This is a genomic window from Streptomyces sp. NPDC048603 (assembly GCF_043199475.1).
Lineage (GTDB): Bacteria > Actinomycetota > Actinomycetes > Streptomycetales > Streptomycetaceae > Streptomyces.
Genome location: NZ_JBICVY010000008.1, coordinates 288,777 through 305,540, shown reverse-complemented (window position 1 = coordinate 305,540; position 16,764 = coordinate 288,777). Strand labels below are relative to the sequence as shown.

At 74.0% G+C, this 16,764-nt stretch carries 16 protein-coding genes; 9 read left to right on the top strand and 7 right to left on the bottom strand.

Annotated elements, in window-relative coordinates; translation table 11 throughout:
* The first annotated feature begins 52 nt into the window (after positions 1–52).
* Positions 53–1,330, top strand: coding sequence for a radical SAM protein (locus ACGFQ9_RS21760; RefSeq protein WP_393575996.1), 1,278 nt, complete (start codon positions 53–55; stop codon positions 1,328–1,330).
* 40 nt (positions 1,331–1,370) lie between these two features.
* On the opposite strand, the gene ACGFQ9_RS21755 is transcribed toward ACGFQ9_RS21760, so the two are convergent.
* Entirely contained in the window at positions 1,371–2,438 is a 1,068-nt protein-coding gene (locus ACGFQ9_RS21755) for an RNA ligase (ATP) (protein WP_393575748.1), read from the bottom strand.
* Between the two features lie 123 nt (positions 2,439–2,561).
* On the opposite strand from ACGFQ9_RS21755, the gene ACGFQ9_RS21750 reads away from it, so the two are divergent.
* Positions 2,562–3,539, top strand: a complete 978-nt coding sequence (locus tag ACGFQ9_RS21750; protein ID WP_393575747.1) for an SMP-30/gluconolactonase/LRE family protein — start codon at positions 2,562–2,564, stop codon at positions 3,537–3,539.
* Between the two features lie 93 nt (positions 3,540–3,632).
* The gene (locus tag ACGFQ9_RS21745; RefSeq protein ID WP_393575746.1) at positions 3,633–4,373 is read left to right on the top strand and encodes an SDR family NAD(P)-dependent oxidoreductase; all 741 of its coding nucleotides are present in this window, start codon (positions 3,633–3,635) and stop codon (positions 4,371–4,373) included.
* Positions 4,374–4,409: 36 nt separating this feature from the next.
* Here ACGFQ9_RS21745 and ACGFQ9_RS21740 read toward each other — a convergent pair whose 3' ends face one another.
* Positions 4,410–5,564 (bottom strand): peptidoglycan-binding protein, encoded by a 1,155-nt coding sequence (locus ACGFQ9_RS21740; protein WP_393575744.1) that lies wholly within the window; start codon positions 5,562–5,564, stop codon positions 4,410–4,412.
* 33 nt (positions 5,565–5,597) lie between these two features.
* A complete protein-coding gene (locus ACGFQ9_RS21735; protein ID WP_393575742.1) occupies positions 5,598–6,836 on the bottom strand; it encodes an MFS transporter in 1,239 nt (412 codons plus the stop codon).
* Between the two features lie 178 nt (positions 6,837–7,014).
* Between ACGFQ9_RS21735 and ACGFQ9_RS21730 the strand changes: the two genes are divergently transcribed.
* Together ACGFQ9_RS21730 and ACGFQ9_RS21725 are read left to right on the top strand one after the other, a co-directional pair.
* Positions 7,015–7,509 carry a hypothetical protein gene (locus ACGFQ9_RS21730; RefSeq protein ID WP_393575741.1) on the top strand — a complete coding sequence of 165 codons (495 nt, stop codon included), beginning with the start codon at positions 7,015–7,017 and terminating at the stop codon, positions 7,507–7,509.
* Positions 7,510–7,610: 101 nt separating this feature from the next.
* Positions 7,611–8,435, top strand: coding sequence for a MerR family transcriptional regulator (locus tag ACGFQ9_RS21725; RefSeq protein ID WP_393575740.1), 825 nt, complete (start codon positions 7,611–7,613; stop codon positions 8,433–8,435).
* On the opposite strand, the gene ACGFQ9_RS21720 is transcribed toward ACGFQ9_RS21725, so the two are convergent.
* A complete protein-coding gene (locus ACGFQ9_RS21720; protein ID WP_393575738.1) occupies positions 8,372–8,809 on the bottom strand; it encodes a hypothetical protein in 438 nt (145 codons plus the stop codon). The two genes, ACGFQ9_RS21725 and ACGFQ9_RS21720, sit on opposite strands and share 64 nt — an antisense overlap.
* Before the next feature lie 140 nt (positions 8,810–8,949).
* On the opposite strand from ACGFQ9_RS21720, the gene ACGFQ9_RS21715 reads away from it, so the two are divergent.
* The 3 genes from ACGFQ9_RS21715 to ACGFQ9_RS21705 all read left to right on the top strand — a co-directional run bounded on the left by ACGFQ9_RS21715 (position 8,950) and on the right by ACGFQ9_RS21705 (position 11,550).
* On the top strand, positions 8,950–9,447 hold the full coding sequence (locus ACGFQ9_RS21715) for a hypothetical protein (protein ID WP_393575737.1): 498 nt from the start codon (positions 8,950–8,952) through the stop codon (positions 9,445–9,447).
* Between the two features lie 153 nt (positions 9,448–9,600).
* Positions 9,601–9,855 (top strand): hypothetical protein, encoded by a 255-nt coding sequence (locus tag ACGFQ9_RS21710; RefSeq protein WP_393575736.1) that lies wholly within the window; start codon positions 9,601–9,603, stop codon positions 9,853–9,855.
* Between the two features lie 54 nt (positions 9,856–9,909).
* Positions 9,910–11,550, top strand: coding sequence for a penicillin-binding transpeptidase domain-containing protein (locus ACGFQ9_RS21705; RefSeq protein WP_393575735.1), 1,641 nt, complete (start codon positions 9,910–9,912; stop codon positions 11,548–11,550).
* Between the two features lie 344 nt (positions 11,551–11,894).
* Here ACGFQ9_RS21705 and ACGFQ9_RS21700 read toward each other — a convergent pair whose 3' ends face one another.
* Positions 11,895–13,418, bottom strand: coding sequence for a hypothetical protein (locus ACGFQ9_RS21700; RefSeq protein WP_393575734.1), 1,524 nt, complete (start codon positions 13,416–13,418; stop codon positions 11,895–11,897).
* A 121-nt stretch (positions 13,419–13,539) separates the two neighbouring features.
* Positions 13,540–15,579, bottom strand: a complete 2,040-nt coding sequence (locus tag ACGFQ9_RS21695) for a heavy metal translocating P-type ATPase (RefSeq protein ID WP_393575732.1) — start codon at positions 15,577–15,579, stop codon at positions 13,540–13,542.
* A gap of 73 nt (positions 15,580–15,652) precedes the next feature.
* Here ACGFQ9_RS21695 and ACGFQ9_RS21690 point away from each other — a divergent pair, with 73 nt between their 5' ends.
* On the top strand, positions 15,653–16,009 hold the full coding sequence (locus tag ACGFQ9_RS21690; RefSeq protein ID WP_393575731.1) for an ArsR/SmtB family transcription factor: 357 nt from the start codon (positions 15,653–15,655) through the stop codon (positions 16,007–16,009).
* On the opposite strand, the gene ACGFQ9_RS21685 is transcribed toward ACGFQ9_RS21690, so the two are convergent.
* A complete protein-coding gene (locus ACGFQ9_RS21685) occupies positions 16,000–16,674 on the bottom strand; it encodes a hypothetical protein (protein WP_393575730.1) in 675 nt (224 codons plus the stop codon). The genes ACGFQ9_RS21690 and ACGFQ9_RS21685 overlap by 10 nt on opposite strands.
* Between the last annotated feature and the right edge of the window lie 90 nt (positions 16,675–16,764).

Here is a 16,764-nt window from a genome sequence, read left to right as displayed (position 1 = left end):
AACCCCGCACACCCCCGCAGCACCGCGTCGTACCGACACCATCGAGTCGCTGATGGCGCGCTTCCCGCTGGTTCCGCGCGAAGCCGTGATCAAGGAGGACCTGCTGCGCGGCGGCATCGCCTTCGACGAATCCGCGCTCAGCGACAACGAGTCGGGTGAGGTCAAGCCCAAGTCGTACTTCATCTTCTCCTTCGACCACCGCACCCTGCCCGAGCTCGGCGCGGCCGCGCTGCGCCGCCCGCCGGAGGAGATCGTGCTCACCGGCGGCCCGTACGACCTGCGCCGGACGGTGGTGTCCGTCCGCGTCAACCCGGCCTCCCCGTACCGGGTCGCGGCCGGTGAGGACGGCATGCTCGGGCTGTGGCTGGACGGCGCGCGGATCGCGGACGTAGGGCTCCCGCCGATGCCCGAGTACTACCGGCACAAGCTCAGCAACGGGAAGTCCGTGATGGAGGTGGCGCCCACCATCCAGTGGGGCTACCTGATCTACCTGACCGTGTTCCGGGTCTGCCAGTACTTCGGCGCCAAGCAGGAGTGCCAGTACTGCGACATCAACCACAACTGGCGCCAGCACAAGGCGGCCGGCCGCCCCTACACCGGGGTCAAGCAGCTCGACGAGATCCTCGAGGCCCTGGAGATCATCGACAAGTACGACACCGCGAAGGCTTCCAAGGCGTACACCCTCACCGGCGGGGCCATCACCTCGCAGGTCGGCGGCAAGGACGAGGCGGACTTCTACGGGCAGTACGCGAAGGCCATCGAGGAGCGCTTCCCGGGCCGCTGGACCGGCAAGGTGGTCGCACAGGCCCTGCCCCGAGAGGACGTGCAGCGGTTCTACGACTACGGCGTGCGGATCTACCACCCCAACTACGAGGTGTGGGACCGCCGGCTGTTCGAGCTGTACTGCCCCGGCAAGGAGCAGTACATCGGGCGGGACGAGTGGCACCGCCGGATCCTGGAGTCCGCCGAGGTGTTCGGCGCGCGCAACGTGATCCCGAACTTCGTGGCGGGCGTGGAGATGGCCGAGCCGTTCGGCTTCACCACCGTCGACGAGGCCATCGACTCGACCGTGGAGGGGCTGCGCTTCTTCATGTCGCGCGGGATCACCCCGCGGTTCACCACCTGGTGCCCGGAGCCGACCACCCCGCTGGGCAAGGCGAACCCGCAGGGCGCGCCCCTGGAGTACCACATCCGGCTGCTGCAGGAGTACCGGGCGACGATGGAGGAGTTCGGGCTGAGCTCCCCGCCCGGGTACGGCCCGGCCGGTCCGGGACGGGCCGTGTTCTCGGTGAGCTCCTTCATGGACAGCCTGCCGGCCAACGACGAGTGAGGGCGGGCGGGCCGGAGCCCGCCCTCGCCCCGGCCCCGCCTCACTCGTACTCGGTGCCGCCCTTGCGGGTGAGGTAGGCCGGGCTGACGGCCTTCGCGATGGCCCGCCCGCCGGTCACCGGGCTGTACCGCTCGGTGGCCGGGCGGATCACCACGCCCTCGCGCAGGTGCACGGCCCGGCCGGACACGGTCTCCTGGCCGCCGGCCAGTTCCAGCACCGTGTCGAGCTCGTACGGCCCCTCGAACAGCCGGGGCACCAGCGGCAGTTCACCGTCGAGCAGGGCTGCCGCGTCAAGCCAGCGGACCTGGCCGTCGATGTCGGCCGACACGTCGAAGACCGCCAGGCCCGGGCCCTCGGTGCGGGCGTCGGAACCGTAGGACAGATCCTGCACCCCCGCCCCGTACACCTCGCCGAAGATCCCGACCCGGCTCGCGCCGAGCCGCTCGGCGAGCCGGGCCGCGGCCTCGGGGACCCCGTGGGCGCGCACCGCCCGCCAGTAGACGTTGCGCTCGTCCTCCTTGAGCGCGAGGTTCCTGGAGCCGAAGCCCTTGGAGGAGACCAGCACCCGTCCCTCCTCGGCGAGGTACGTCACCAGGCAGGCCGTGCCGTGCAGCTTCTCGGTCAGCACGACCGGCTCACCCGGCTCGAAGATGTGCGGGTAGCGCTGCAGGTTCTCGATGTCGACCCAGGGCAGCAGATCGGGGGCGGACTCGACGTCACCGTTCATGGTGGTCGGGACCGGGGGCACCCACTTGGTGATGCCGAGCAGCTCCGCGAAATCGGTGCCCTCCTTCGCCGCGAGCTCCAGGTCCACGCCCGCCAGCGCGGCGGGTACGCATACCAGGCCCTGGGACAGCTCCCCCCGCAGCCGGACGGCCTTGACACGGTTGGCGGCGCTCCCGGCGAGGCGGCCGGTGAGCCCCAGCTCCTCGATCAGCTCATCGGGCAGGACGGCCTGTTCGGGTATGTAGAGGGCGATGTCCCCGGTGCGGTGGCGGCCCTTGGCGACGACGGCTCGATAGAGGCCGACCTGGGCCAGTTCGAGGGCGTCTGCGTTGGGATGTTCGTGGACGGTCAGGACTTCGGCGGTTACTCGCAAGGTCGACATGGACCTCACTTTGATCGGCCGTTTTCCGCTGGGCGACCGGTTTTCCGCTCTGCTATGTGCTGAAGTGCCACGCGTCAGCGCATTCACGTCCCGGAGTTCCCCCTCGCCGGAAGGATCCGCACCGTGACACGTTCCGCCTCCCACCGTTCCGCCTCCCACCGTTCCGTCTCCCGCCGTTCCGTCCTCGGTGCCGCCGCGGCGGTCGGCGGCGCCGCCCTGTTGGGCCCCGTCCTGCCGTCCGCCGCCCACGCGTCCAACGGCGGCACGTGGCCGGACACCATAGCCGTCGCTCCCGGTTTCCAGCCCGAGGGCATCGCGGTCGCCGCCGACGGCACGGCGTACACCGGTTCCCTGCTGGACGGTTCGCTGTACGCCTTCGAGCCGGCCACCGGGGACGGCCGGATCATCAGCCGGGGCGGTGGCCCGGCCGCGGTCGGGATGAAGGTGGATCCGTACGGGCGGCTGCTGGTCGCCGGCGGGGCCGGTGGCGAAATGCGGGTGGTGGACCGGCGGTCCGGCCGGGTCCTGGCGGTGCACCGGGCGGACGGCGCAGCCGGGTTCGTCAACGACGTGGTGGTGGGGTGCGGCGCGGCCTGGTTCACCGACTCCTTCAAGGACGTCCTGTACCGGCTGCCGCTCGGGGCCGGCGCCCCGACGACGCTCCCGCTGGGCGGGGAATGGGTACCCCTCCCGCCCGGCGGGCAGCACTGGGGCTCGAACGGGATCGAGCGGACCCCGGACGGACGGGCCCTGCTGGTGGTGAGCAACCACGCGGAGGCCCTGTTCCGGGTGGACCCGCGGACCGGCAGGGCCAAGCGTACGGTGCTGGAGGGCGGCGGATCGGCGAAGAACGGCGACGGCCTGGTCGTACACGGCCGGACCCTCTACGTGGTGCGCAACTGGGCCTACGCGGTTGACGTGTTCCGGATCGCCCCCGACGGCGGGCGCGCGCGGTTCGTGCGGCGGATCACCGATCCGCGCTTCGACGAGCCGACGACGGCGGCGGTGTACGCGGGCCGGCTGTACGTGGTCAACGCCCGCTTCGACGCGGACTGGAGCGATCCGGCGACCTCGTCGACGGTGGTGGCCGTACCGCTGTAACGATCCCGGTCCCCGCCTCGCCCATTCCGCCGTGGACGCCGTCTAGACTCCCCGGGATCCGTCCGACCACCGACCATCCGGAGAACACCGCCGATGTCACGTCCCGTCACCCTCGTCACCGGCGGCAGCCGCGGCATCGGCGCGGCCACCTGCGTACGGCTGGCCGAGGACGGACACGACCTGCTCCTCGGGTACGTCCGGGACCGGGCGGCAGCCGACTCCACCGCGGAGGCGGTACGGGCGGCCGGCGCGCGGTGCGTGGCGGTCCGGGCGGACACCTCCGTGGAGGCCGACGTGGACCGGCTGTTCGACCGGGCCGCGGCCGAACTCGGGCCGGTGACCGGACTGGTCAACAACGCCGGGGTGACCGGGCCGCTGGGCCGGCTGGCCGAGGCCCGGACCGAGGACCTGCGACGGGTGGTGGAGGTGAACCTGCTCGGGTACCTGCTGTGCTGCCGGCGGGCGGCCCGGGACATGACGGCCACGGGCGGCGGTGCCATCGTCAACCTGTCCTCGGCCGCGGCGACCCTGGGCAGCCCCGGCGACTACGTGCACTACGCGGCGACCAAGGCGGCGACGGACGCGCTGACCGTGGGGCTGGCCAAGGAGCTGGGCCCGTCGGGCATCCGGGTCAACGCGGTGGCCCCGGGGATCATCGAGACGGACATGCACGCGGCGATGGGCGATCCCGACCGGCCGGCCAAGGCGGCCGCCTCCATCCCGCTGGGACGGCCCGGCGCGCCCGGGGAGATCGCGGCGGCGGTCGCCTGGCTGCTGTCGCCGGAGGCCTCGTACACCACGGGGACGGTGCTCCGGGTGTCCGGGGGCCGCTGAGCGGCGCCCGGCCGCCCGGTGGGCGCCGGCAGGCGCTCAGGGACCGCCGAGGGCCTTGCGGGTGGCGGGACCGAACACGCCGGCCGGGTCGTCGTGCAGGTCGCGGTCCCGCTGGAACTGGCGTACACCGCGCTGGGTGTCCTTGTCGTAGACCCCGGTGGTGGAGACGTAGGTGAACCCCTGGCCGAACAACAGCTGCTGCAGGGCGCTCACCTCGGCACCGTTGGCCCCGAGCCGGAGCGTGCCGGACGCCTGCGACGGGCCGGGGCGGGACGGGCCGGGCTTCGCCGAGGGCGATCCCTTGCCCGTGGCGCTGCCGCTCGGCGCGGCCGAGGACGCCGAGGGCGAGGCGGCGGAGGGGGTGGCGGTGAGCCCGGCGGAGGGCTCGGTCGGGTCGGCACCGCCGCCGCCCAGCAGGCCGGGGACGCGGCTCATCGGCAGCGGGCCGGTGGCCTTCGGCCGCTCCGGCTCCGCCTCCGTGGCCTGGAGCAGGAACAACGGCCCGGCCACCCCGACGAGCCCCACCAGGCCCAGGACGACCAACGGGGTACGGCGTGCGCGCCGCTCGGAGGCTTCCCGGCCCGCCGCCCGCGCGCCGCTTCCGGCGGTGCCGGACCGGGGCCGGGCCATGTGGTCCCCGGCCTCCGCCGCGGCCGTGGACGGCGGCTCGGGCGGCCGGCCCCCCGGTGCCGCCCCGGGCCCGAACCCGGCCACGAGCCGAGTCGCGTCCGTCGCGTCCCCGCCGGCCACCGCGGCCGTGGACCCCGACGCCGACGCCGACGGCCATCCCGTCACGGGCCCGGGACCATACCCGGCCATGGGCTCGTACTCGCGCCCATGGGCGGCCGCGGGCTCGTGCCCGGCCACGTACTCGTACCCGTACTCGTGCCCCGGACCGACACCGTGTACGTACTCCGGCGCGGACGAGGGACCCGGGACGGCTCCCGGCACGGGCCCGGTCCCGGGCGCAGTGCCGGACGAGGTTCCGGACGACGTTCCGGACGCGGCTGCGGGGAACTGCTCCGGTCCGGACAGCGGCCCGGGCCAGGGCGCCGGCCACGGGTCCACCGGGTCGTTCGCAGGGGACGGCCCGTCGGCTTCCGCTTCGGGCCGGACCGAGGCCGGTGCGTACGGGCGCACGAGAGGGCCGTCGGGTACGACGGCTCCGCTCTCGTCACGTTGCTGGGACACGGAGCCGCACTCTTGCGCACCCCGGAGCCGAGGTCAAACCCGTGCCGGGTCCTCACCCTGCAGGGTGTCCCGATTCCTGCCGACCTGGGCGGACTCCGCCCTTCCGCTCCGCGCCCGCCGGGTGACCAGGATGGTGACGGCGGCGAGCAGGGTCAGGACGGCACCGGCCGCCGGGGCAGCCCCGACGGCGATCCCGTCGACCGCGAACCCTCCGATCACCGCTCCGGCGGCGATGGCCAGGCAGAACATGGACACCATCAGCGAGGAGGCGGCCTCGACCGACTCCGGGGCGGTCTGGTTCATCCAGTTCTGCACGCTGACCGAGACCCCTCCGAACGCCAGGCCCCACAGCACCACCAGCACTCCCCCGGCGACCGGGTGGGCCAGCAGGGCGAGCAACGGCAGGACGGCGGTCAGAGCCAGGCTGATCACCAGCAGGGTGCGGCGGGCCTCACGGGTCCCGGACAGGAAGTTGCCCGCCAGCCCCGCGAGGCCGTAGCCCAGCAGGAGGGGGCTGATCAGGCCGGCCGCCACGCCGGAGACGTCCTGGAGCACCGGCCGGACGAACGTGTACGCCGTGAACTGGCCGGTGACCAGGAGGAAGGTGACGATGACCCCGGCCCGGACGCCCGCGTGGCGGCGCAGCAGGGAGGGCAGTTCGGCGAAGGTGACCGCCCGCCGGGGCGGCAGCGGCGGCAGCAGCAGGGACAGGGCGAGCAGAGTCAGCAGGGCCAGCCCGCCGACGGCCGCGAAGGCGGCCCGCCAGCCGCTGACCTCACCGATCAGGGTGCCGGCGGGGACGCCGAGCACCGAGGCGGCGGAAGTCCCGCCGAAGATCACGGCCATGGCGCGGCCGACCTGGTGTTCCGGGACCAGCCGCATGGCCAGTCCCCCGACTATCGCCCAGAACCCGCCCACGCTCACCCCCGTCAGCACCCGGGCGGCGAGTACCACGGGGAAGTTCGGGGCGACCGCCACGGCCAGGTTCGCGACGGCCATCAGCGCGATCAGCAGGCACAGCGTCAGCCGTCGGTCCACCCGCCCCGTGGCGACCGTGACCAAGGGGGCCGAGACGGCGGCGACCAGCCCGGGGACGGTCATCATCAGGCCCGCGGTTCCGTCGGACACCTCCAGGTCGGCGCCCATGGGCCGGAGCAGGCCGACCGGCATGAGCTCGGAGGTGATGGCGCAGAAGATGCTCAGGGACGCGGCGAACACCGCGGACCAGGCTCTGAGCGGGCTGGTGGGGGTGGGCGGGGCGGATGTGGTCATGCGCGGACTCTCCACTGCGGTACGTGATCCGTCGGGACGGATCTCCGGTGCGGTGGATCCGGTGCGGCGGATCCGGTGTTACGGCGAACAGTCGTTCCCCTGCCCCGATTCCGCCGGTATCACCCACAGGCGTGACGGAATGCGGCACGGGTGGGCGACGGTACGGCATGGTGGTGCGATGCAGTTGCGCCGGGCCGCCCGCCTGACCCTGTCCCTCGCCGTGCTCCTCGCCAGTGCCGGGTGCGTGTCCGCCGGTCCCCGGGGGGTGCCGCCGGCCGGGGCCGTGACCGCGGTGCCGCCCGGTGGTGCGCCGGAGCCGGGGCCGTCGGCCGCGCCGCCGGCGCTTCCGCTCGACCGCCTGCCGGAGCCGGACGGCGGGCAGCAGGAGCGGCACGGCCGGCAGGGGCAGTCGGAACCAGGGCACCCGGAGGACCCGCAGCCGCCGCGCGCCGGTACCCGCCCGGCGCCGCCGGGGGCCGGGGCCCGGCGCCCCGCGCGCCCGGCGGCACCCCGCAAGGCGCACCCTCGTCCGCCGGCGGGAGCCCACCGTCACCTGCCGGTCCCGGGGGCCGGCGCGGGGCAGCCGTACGGCATGGAGGACGTGTGCGGAGCGGCGGAGGGCACCGTTCCGCCCTCGGTGGTGGACCTGTGCGTGGGGCAGTACGGACGCTGACCGCCCGGCGCCGGCCACCCCCCGCCCGGAACGGGCGGGCGAGGGCCCCAGGATGGGGACTTGACCCTCTCACCGTGTGAGGGCATGGAGTGGAGCGCGTCATGTTCACCATCGGAGACTTCGCCAAGCACGGCGGGGTGTCGGTCCGGATGCTGCGTCACTACGACGCCATCGGGCTGCTGCCGCCCGCCCGTGTGGACCCGGCCAGCGGGTACCGCTTCTACCGGGCCGACCAGCTCGCCCGCCTCAACCGCGTGATCGCGCTCAAGGACCTCGGCTTCGGCCTGCAGCAGGTGCAGGCGATCCTCGACGAACAGGTCGGGCCGGAGGAACTGCGCGGCATGCTGCGGCTGCGGCGGGCGGAGCTGGAGACGGCCGTGGCCGAGGCGGCCACCCGGCTGGCCCGGGTCGAGACGAGGCTCCGGCTCATCGAGAGCGAGGGTTCCATGCCCACCGAGGACATCGTCCTGAAGAGTCTGCCCGCGGTCCGGCTCGCCGAGCTGACGGCCACCGCGCCCGGCTTTGAACCGGAACAGATCGGCCCGGTCATCGGCCCGCTGTTCGAGGAGCTGTGCGCCCGGCTGGAGGCTGCCGGAGCCGCCCCGTCCGGCCCGGGAACCGCGTACTACGAGGACGCCGGGCCGGACGGCGCGATCACGGTGCACGCGGGACTTCCGGTCGCCGCCGACGCGCCGGCGGCCGAGGGGGTGTCGGTGGTCGTGCTGCCCGCGGTCGAGCGGGCCGCCACGATCGTGCACCGCGGGGCCATGGACGGCGTACTGCCCACCGTCCAGGCGCTGGCGCAGTGGATCGGCGAGAACGGCTACCGGTCCACGGGGTACGCGCGGGAGGTGACGCTGCACTACTCGGAGGACCCGGCCGAGTGGGTGACGGAACTGCAGGAGCCGGTCACCGCGGCGGACTGACCCCCGCCGCGCACCAGGCCGAGGACGCGGCCGCGCCGACCGCCCCCGGGACGGCCGCGCCCGCGGCCGCGGCCGCGGTCACGGCCACCGTCGCCGTCGCGGTCGCTCCGGAGGGCGCCGCGGCGCAGGGCGGCCCGGCCGCAGCGCCGCCACTCGGCCGGTGACACCCGGGCCCGCTGGGCACCGTTGGTGATCAGCGCGTTCACCGGGGTCATCGGGTCCCCGGCCGCGGCCCTCGCCAGCAACACCCCCAGGGCCAGGGGAAGCAGCGCGGTGGCGAGGGCCCGTCCCGCGACGGTGACCTGCCGGACGCGCGGCGACGGCTGCGGCCGGGAGGCGCGCAGGAAACGGGCCCTGCCGGAGATGCGGTTCATGGAGATCATTCGACCAGCGGTCCCGCGGCCGGGAATCGGGGTGCGTACTCAGTCCGTTCGGCACCACATACTCAGATGCGCGGGTGTGCAGGTGTGCAGGTGTGCAGGTCCGGGCATGCGGACGCGGAGGTGGTACGGACATGGGGACGGCAGCCGGGGACGGGGCGGGGTCCGGTACGGGAACCGGGCCGGGCGCGGGGCCTTTCGAGGCGGCCACCGGGGACGGCCCGCCGCCCTCGCCCGGTACGGCCGGACGGCGCGCGGCGGAGGTGCGCACCGCCTTCGAGGGCCTCCGGCAGATCCGCCGGGTCATGCGGACCGAGGGACCGGCGGCCTGGGAGCGGGAACGCCCGTTGCAGGCAGTCCCCCTGGCCCTGGAGGCGTCCGGCTTCCCGCCCTCCGCAGTCGACCCGGCGACGGGCCGCCGCACCGCCACCGGCTACCTCGCCACTCCCGGCGGGACTCCTGGCGGGGTCAGGGTCGAGTGGGTCGGCCCACCCGGCAGCGGCGCCGGATCCGACGAGGCGCGCCGGCTGGCCGCCTGCGCGGACCGCCTGGCAGAACTCGGCTGGCAGTCACTCCTCTACCGCGGCCCCCACGGCCGTCGCTTCCTGGAGGTGGAACCGCCACCCGGCTAGTACTCCAGCAGTACTTCGTGGTTTGACCTGGGGAAACGTCGGGCGGTGGGAGTGTGGCGGGCAGAGTGCCGTCACGGACGGGTTCTGCCCTCCGGCCCCTCGAAGGAGTGCCCACGACGACGTGAACACCCCGGGTCGGGGAAGCCTCGGGTCATGATCACCGATCAGGCCGAGGCCTGGGACCGAAACCTGGACCACCTCTTCACCACCATCGGGCACCACTTCGGCCGCGTCGAACCCCGCCGCCGGATGCGGGACTACGTGCGCGGATGGTCGCTTCGCGGCTTGAGTCCGCGTAAGGCACGATTCGTGCGTTCCGGTCGGGTAACGATCGGCTCTGGCGGCTCAGGGGTGACATACGACCCCGTAGAGTGCACACGTATCTATGTCTTGAACATGTTCAAGTGAACATCGTTCGTACGCCGGGTCGTCCGTACGGGGCTCTTGGGGAGGGACTGCACCATGCGCAGCGGAGTGAAAACCGCCTTCGTCGGCGGCGTGTTCGTCCTGGTGGCGGGCGGGGTGGGGTTCGCGGGCTACGAGATGCTGGGCGGGGACTCGGATGGTGCGGGCCTCGGTGGCGCGGACGCCGCGACGCTGAACGCGTCCGGGTCCGGGGAGGTTACTGCCAAGGAGGTCGAGCGGACATCGCGGGACTTCCTGTCGGCGTGGGCCCGCGGGGACGCGGACGCTGCGGGGACGCTGACCGACGACCCGGCGGCGGCCGCGGAGGCGCTGCGCGGCTTCCGGGAGACCGGGCATGTGGAGAACGCCGTGGTCACGCCGGGCGCGGCGAGCGGCGCCACGGTGCCGTACACGGTGAAGGCGACCATCAGTTTTAAGGGGCACGAGAAGGAGCTGGCGTACGCCTCGGAGCTGACCGTGGTGCGGGGCAAGAGCAGTGGGCGGGCGCTGGTGGACTGGCGGCCGACGGTGCTGCACCCGGGGCTGGTCGAGGGCGCAACCCTGCGGACCGGTGAGGCGAAGACGATCCAGGCGGTGGACCGCGAGGGTCGGGAGCTGACCGCCGAGAAGTACCCGTCGCTGGCCCCCGTGCTGGACGCCCTGCGTACCCGGTACGCGGACGGGGCCGCGGGCGAGCCCGGCGTCGAGACCTGGATCGAGCCGGCCGACGCCGGTGCGCCGAACCGGACGCTGCTCACCCTCGCCAAGGGAAAGACGAAGAAGCTCCAGACGACGCTGGACGCCGACGTACAGGCCGCCGCCGAGCAGGCGGTGAAGAAGTACGACCGGGCCTCGGTGGTCGCCGTCCGGCCCAGCACCGGCGAGATCAGCGCGGTCGCCAACAGCCCGGCCGGCGGGTTCAACGTGGCGATGGAGGGGGCGCAGGCCCCCGGCTCCACGATGAAGGTCGTGACCGCGGCGATGATGCTGGAGCACGGCCTGGTCGGCGGACCGACCTCCCCGGTCGAGTGTCCGAAGGAGGTGACCTGGTCGGGCCGGACTTTCCACAACAACAAGAACTTCTCCATCGCGAACGGCACCTTCCGGGACAGCTTCCGCCGCTCCTGCAACACCTTCTTCATGAAGGCGCTGGGCCCGCTGAACGCCAAGGGCGTGGAGGACATCGCCCTGAGCCAGACGGCCCGCAAGTACTTCGGCCTGGGCGGGGTGTGGTCCATCGGGATCGTCTCCACCGACGCCCGCATCCCGGTCTCGAAGGGTCCCGAGACGGCCGCCTCCTACATCGGCCAGGGCAAGGTCACCATGAACGCCCTCAGCGTCGCCTCCCTCTCGGCGACCGTGAAAAACGGCGCGTTCCGCCAGCCGGTGATCGTGCCCAGGGAGATGATCAAGGGCGAGCTGACCACCGCCCAGCCGCTGCCCGGGAACATGGCCGCCACCCTGCGCAGCGTGATGGGCGCCGCCGCGACCGACGGCACCGCCGCCAAGGCGATGTCCGCGGTCAGCGGCGACAAGGGAGCCAAGACCGGGTCGGCCGAGGTCGACGGGCAGAGCGACTCCAACAGCTGGTTCACCGGCTACGCGGACGACCTGGCCGCCGGCTCGGTCGTCCAGTCCGGCGGCTACGGCAGCGGGCCGGCGGGCAACGTCGTCGCGTCCGTGCTGAACGCACGGTAGGGCGGAGACGGTCCGGTCGGCAGCGCGGAGACGGCCGGACGGGCCGAGGCGCACGATACGACGGCGGAGGCTGTCGACGCCGTGGCCAGTCTCGTTCCAGTACGTCCACACGGGGCCGACCGAGGGGGACAGTAGCGGGCAGAGTGCCGTCACGGACGCGTCTGGCGCCGTGCATCGCAAGGCGGACGATGGAGTCGATGCGGTGGGGGCACCTCCCAGCGGCAGCTGGGGGACATCGGCGACTGAGGACAACGCGGCGTGGGGGCACCTCCCGTGCCCGAAGGGCTAACGGGGGAGCGCGGTGCCAGACGCCGCGAGCCCGGCGTGATCGGCGAGACACCCCCCTAGGCGCTCTCTTCCGGATCCGCTGCCTCGAAGGCGAGGTGTGCCGGAACGGCCTCGTCCACGGCGCGGACCAGGCGCTCGCCGCCGCGGTACCAGGACGGGTCGATGCCGATGCTGCAGCCGCACCTGCCGATCAGGTTGCGCACGGTGCCCCACCGTTCCAGGGCGATGACGTCCTCGAAGCGCAGTTCGTGGATCCGGCCCGGACGGCAGGAGACCACCGCGTCGGGTGTCAGCACCACCCAGTCCGTTCCGTCCGGGTCCCGGCGGAGCATCCGGGTCAGGCGGGGCCTGCGGAACTCCTCTCCCCACGGCGGCAGTTCGTCCCAGACCCAGCAGAAGGTGCCCCACAGCACGCGCCCGTCCGGTCCGGCGAGGTCGAGGGCCAACGGTGCCGGCACGACCACCTGCGCCTGTGCCAGGGCCCGCCTCCAGGCGTCGCTGACGTCCGCGGGGGTGACGGCCTCCCCGGCGCGGCTCAGGCTCCCCTGGTCGAGGCACGGGGTTCCGAACAGCTCGTGGCGGGCGGCGTCCTCCAGGGTGCGCAGCCGCCCGGCGGCGCCCTCCGGCCGGTGGATGTGCCGGGCGACCTCGTCGGGCGCGGGCTCCTCCCGGGCCAGCCGCAGCGCTTCCGCCCACACCGTTGCGGCCACCGCCGCCGCGTCGTCTCCCGAGGCATCCGCGAGGAGCAGCCGGACGACGGTGACGGAGTCGCGGAGCACCGTGGTCTCCTCGGGCGGGGCGGACGTCCCCGGGCGTCCCGAGAGGACGGCGGTCACCCGTTCCCGCAGGAGCCCGTGGGCGGCCGCCGCAGCCAGGGACCCGATCGCAGCCTCGGTGGACAGGGCGACGCCGTCCGTCTCCCGGCAGGTCCAGGAGGGGCGCGGGCAACGGGCGACGGGGGCGGTCCGGCGCGGCCGTTCGCCCCCGGGCAGCGGCAGGCGGAGCCCGGCCGGGACGGGGCCCGTCAGGGTGACGACCGCGTTGGACCGGGTGAACCAGGCCGCCGCGTGCGCCCGCAGCATGTCCTCGGTGGGCAGGTGGTCCCCGTCACGGTGGTGGCCGTGCAGACCTGCGGCCTGCGAACCGAACCGGGTGTTCAGGGCGACGGCGGCCCGCGGGTCGAGGTACCGGGTGTCTCCGCCGTCGAGGACGTCCGCCACCTCGCCGAGCCGCCCGGCCGGCAGGTCGGACAGGGCCCGGCAGAGGGACTCCAGGCAGGCGGCCACCTCTTCGGGGCTGCCGGAGACCTCGAACCGGGTCTCCTCGGGACCGGCGGCCCCGACGGCTCCCGTGCCGGCGGATTCCGTGCCGGCGGCGGCTCCCGTGCCGGCGGGTTCCTCATGGACCGCCCCCTCCGGCCGTGCCGTGCAGCGCACCGCGAGGGCGGCGATCAGGCGGTTGATCCCGAGCGTACGGAAGTCCTCGTCGCGGGCTCCGGCCCCGAACCGGAGGGTGGCCCGGAGCGGTCCGGGCTCGGACAGCCGCAGAACGGGCACGCCGTCGATGTGGGTGCGGTACATGGCCGCACCCTAACCAGCACATGCGTGCGACCGCCGGGCGGGCCCGCTGCGGCCGGGCCACGGTGTGACGGCCCGGCCGCAGCGGGCTCGGAGGCTGACGAGGGTCAGGAGGGGCAGCGGGTCAGTCGGGGTGGCGGAGGAGGCGGAGGGCGTTGGCGACCACGATGAGGGTGGAGCCCTCGTGGACCAGGACCGCCGGTCCGATGCCCAGGCCGAGGACGGTGGCCGGGACCAGGACGGCGACGATGCCCAGGCTCAGCCAGAGGTTCTGCCTGATGATCCGGCTCGCCCGGCGGCTGAGGCCGGTGAGGAAGGGCAGCCGGCGCAGGTCGTCCGACATCAGGGCGATGTCGGCGGTCTCCAGGGCCACCGGCGAGCCGGCCGCGCCCATCGCGACGGCCACCGTGGCACCGGCCATGGCGGGGGCGTCGTTGACCCCGTCACCGATCATCGCGGTACGGCCCCCTTCCCGGCGGAGCCGGGCCACCTCGGCCGCCTTGTCCTCGGGCATCAGACCGCCTCGGACCTCGTCCATGCCCACCGCCCGGCCGACGGCCCCGGCCACCCGCCGGTCGTCCCCGGACAGCATGACCATACGGGTCACGCCCAGGCCGCGCAGTGCGGCGACGGTCCCGGCCGCGGCCTCGCGCGGGGCGTCCATCAGGCCGAGGACGCCGAGCCAGCGGTCACCGTGCCGGACGAGCATGGTGGTGCGGCCGGCGGCGGCGAGTTCCCCGGTGCGGGCGCGGAGCGGCGGCGGTACGGGCGGGCCGTCGAGCGTGTCGGCGTGGGCGAGGCTGCCGATGTGGACGGGGCTGCCGTCGAGTTCGCCGGTGACGCCCCGCCCGACCACGGCCCGTACGTCCACCGCCCGGGCGGTGGTGCCGGGGGCGTCGCGGACTACGGCCCGGGCGAGCGGGTGGTCGCTCTGCCGCTGCACGGCGACGGCGGCGCGCAGCAGTTCGGCGCGCCCGGCGCCGGCGGCGGGCTCCACGTCGGTGAGCCGCGGCCTGCCTTCGGTGAGGGTGCCGGTCTTGTCGAAGGCGAGGGTGCGGAGCCGGCCGAACTCCTCCAGCGGGGCCCCGCCCTTGATGAGGACGCCGCTCCGCGCGGCCCGCCCGACGGCGCTGAGCACGGCGACGGGCGTGGCGATGGCAAGGGCGCACGGGCTGGCGGCGACGAGCACGGCCATGGCGCGGTAGAAGGAGTCCTTGAAGGGCTCGCCGGAGAGCGTGCCGGCCGCGAGGAGGACGGCGACCAGCGCCAGCACGGCCGGTACGAAGGCCTTCTGGAAGCGGTCGGTGAACCGCTGGGTGGGCGACTTGCGCTCCTCGGCCTCCCGGACCAGGCGGAGCACGCGGGCGAGGGTGTTGTCCGCGGCGAGGCGGGTGACGGCGATCTCGAGGGTGCCGGATCCGTTGACCGTCCCGGCGTGGACCAGGTTCTCGGGTCCGGGGGCGGTCTCCGGGCGGTCCGTGGGGCGCTTGTCGGCGGGGATGCTCTCCCCCGTGACGGCCGACTGGTCGATGCTGCCGGTGCCGGAGGTGACGCGGCCGTCGGCGGGAATCCTGGTGTGCGGCCGGACGAGCACCGTGTCGCCCACGGCAAGGTCCTCGACGGGGACCTCCATCGGGACCTCGACGGGGAGCTCGGTGGTGGTGCCCTCGCGGAGCCGCCACGCGGTACGGGGGGCCAGCTCGCCCAGGGCTTCGACGGAGCGGCGGGCGCGCCCCATGGCGTAGCTCTCCAGGGCGTGACCGAGGCTGAAGAGGACCAGCAGGACCGCGCCTTCCTCCCACTTGCCGATGGCGGCGGCTCCGGCCGCGGCGACGAGCATCAGGAAGTCGACCTGGAAGGTGCCGCGGCGGACGGCGGCGAGGGCCTCCCGGAAGGTGAAGAACCCGCCGAAGGCGTAGGCGGCCGTGAACAGGCCGGAGGAGAGGGCTCCGCCGCTGCCGGTGAGGTCCAGGCCGAGTCCGGTGAGGTAGGCGGCGAGTGCGGCCAGGGCGAAGGCCAGCTCGGCGCGCTCGTGGTTCGGCGGCCGGGATGCCTGCTGGACCTGTGCCTTGGGGGCGCGGCGCGGTGGGTTCGCCCGGGCGCTGCAGGCCCCGCAGGCCGGGTCCGGGACCCGGTGCGCGGTGTGCTCACTCACTGAAGTCATGACATCAATATATCAGCACATCCAAATATGTGAACGTGTAGACGTCATGATCTCCACCGCCTAGGCTTCGGCCATGGAACCCACGCTCCCGGAGACGGACGCCGAGGCCGTCGCGGAGGTCCTGCAGGGCCTGGCCTCCCCCGCCCGGATCCGCATCCTGGCGCATCTGCTGGACTCCCCCCGCACGGTCGGCGACCTCGCGGCCGACCTCGCCCTCGGCCAGCCCACGGTCTCCAACCACCTCCGCCTGCTGCGCCACCTCGGCCTGGTCACCGGCCGCCGCTCGGGCCGCAGCGTGACGTACGAACTCCACGACGCCCATGTGACGGCCCTGCTCCAGCAGATCCTGGCCCACGTCGGCCACGGCGGGACCGGTACCGGTACCGGTGTCCGGTCCCGCCGCGACGGGGAACGGGCCGGTCAGGCGTAGAACGGGCCCGGGTGGGTCCAGCCGAGGTGGCCGTACACGGCCGGGTCGTCGATGGTCAGCCGCAGGTTGGTGACCTTGAGGCCGTACTGCGTGGGCGTGGTCCCGGCGGGGCAGGACACCTCCACCGGCGCGAAGTTCACATAGAAGTGCGGGCCGAACTCCTGGTCGGGGTAGGCCCGGTGCTGCGAGATGACCCAGTTGGAGTCGGTCATGTAGTAGGTGGCCGACAGCGGGGTCTGCGAGGTGCGGACGACCAGGTTGTGGGCGGGGTCGAAGCCGCCGTCGGGCCGGACGCACCGGAAGGTGCGGGCGGTGTCCGCGAAGGCGTCGAAGTTCCTGTCCTCGGCCCACAGGCCGGCCTGGTAGCCGGGGCGGCTGCGCAGGTCGTGCAGGGTGAAGCCGATCTGGAAGCCGCCACAGCCGGGTGTCCCGTAGTACTCGTGGTAACGGAGCTGGCACTGCCGGGGGCCGTAGGCCGCGGTCGGGTCCGGATCGTAGGCCTGCGGGACGACGGCCGAGTGGAAGCGGGCCGTCACGGAGATGCCGCCCGGTTCGGCGGCCGGGATCTCGACGGTCTGCGAGGCGTGGGCGGCGCCCGGGCCGGCCAGCACCAGGGCTGCGCCGGCCAGGAACGCCAGGAGCAATCGGGTCAGGACTGCGGGCATGCGGGAGTGTTCCGAGCGTGTCATCTGCGGTGGTTCCCCCCTGGGCCGCGGGCGCGGCCCGACGGGGGGAACACTAGCCGCGGAACCCCG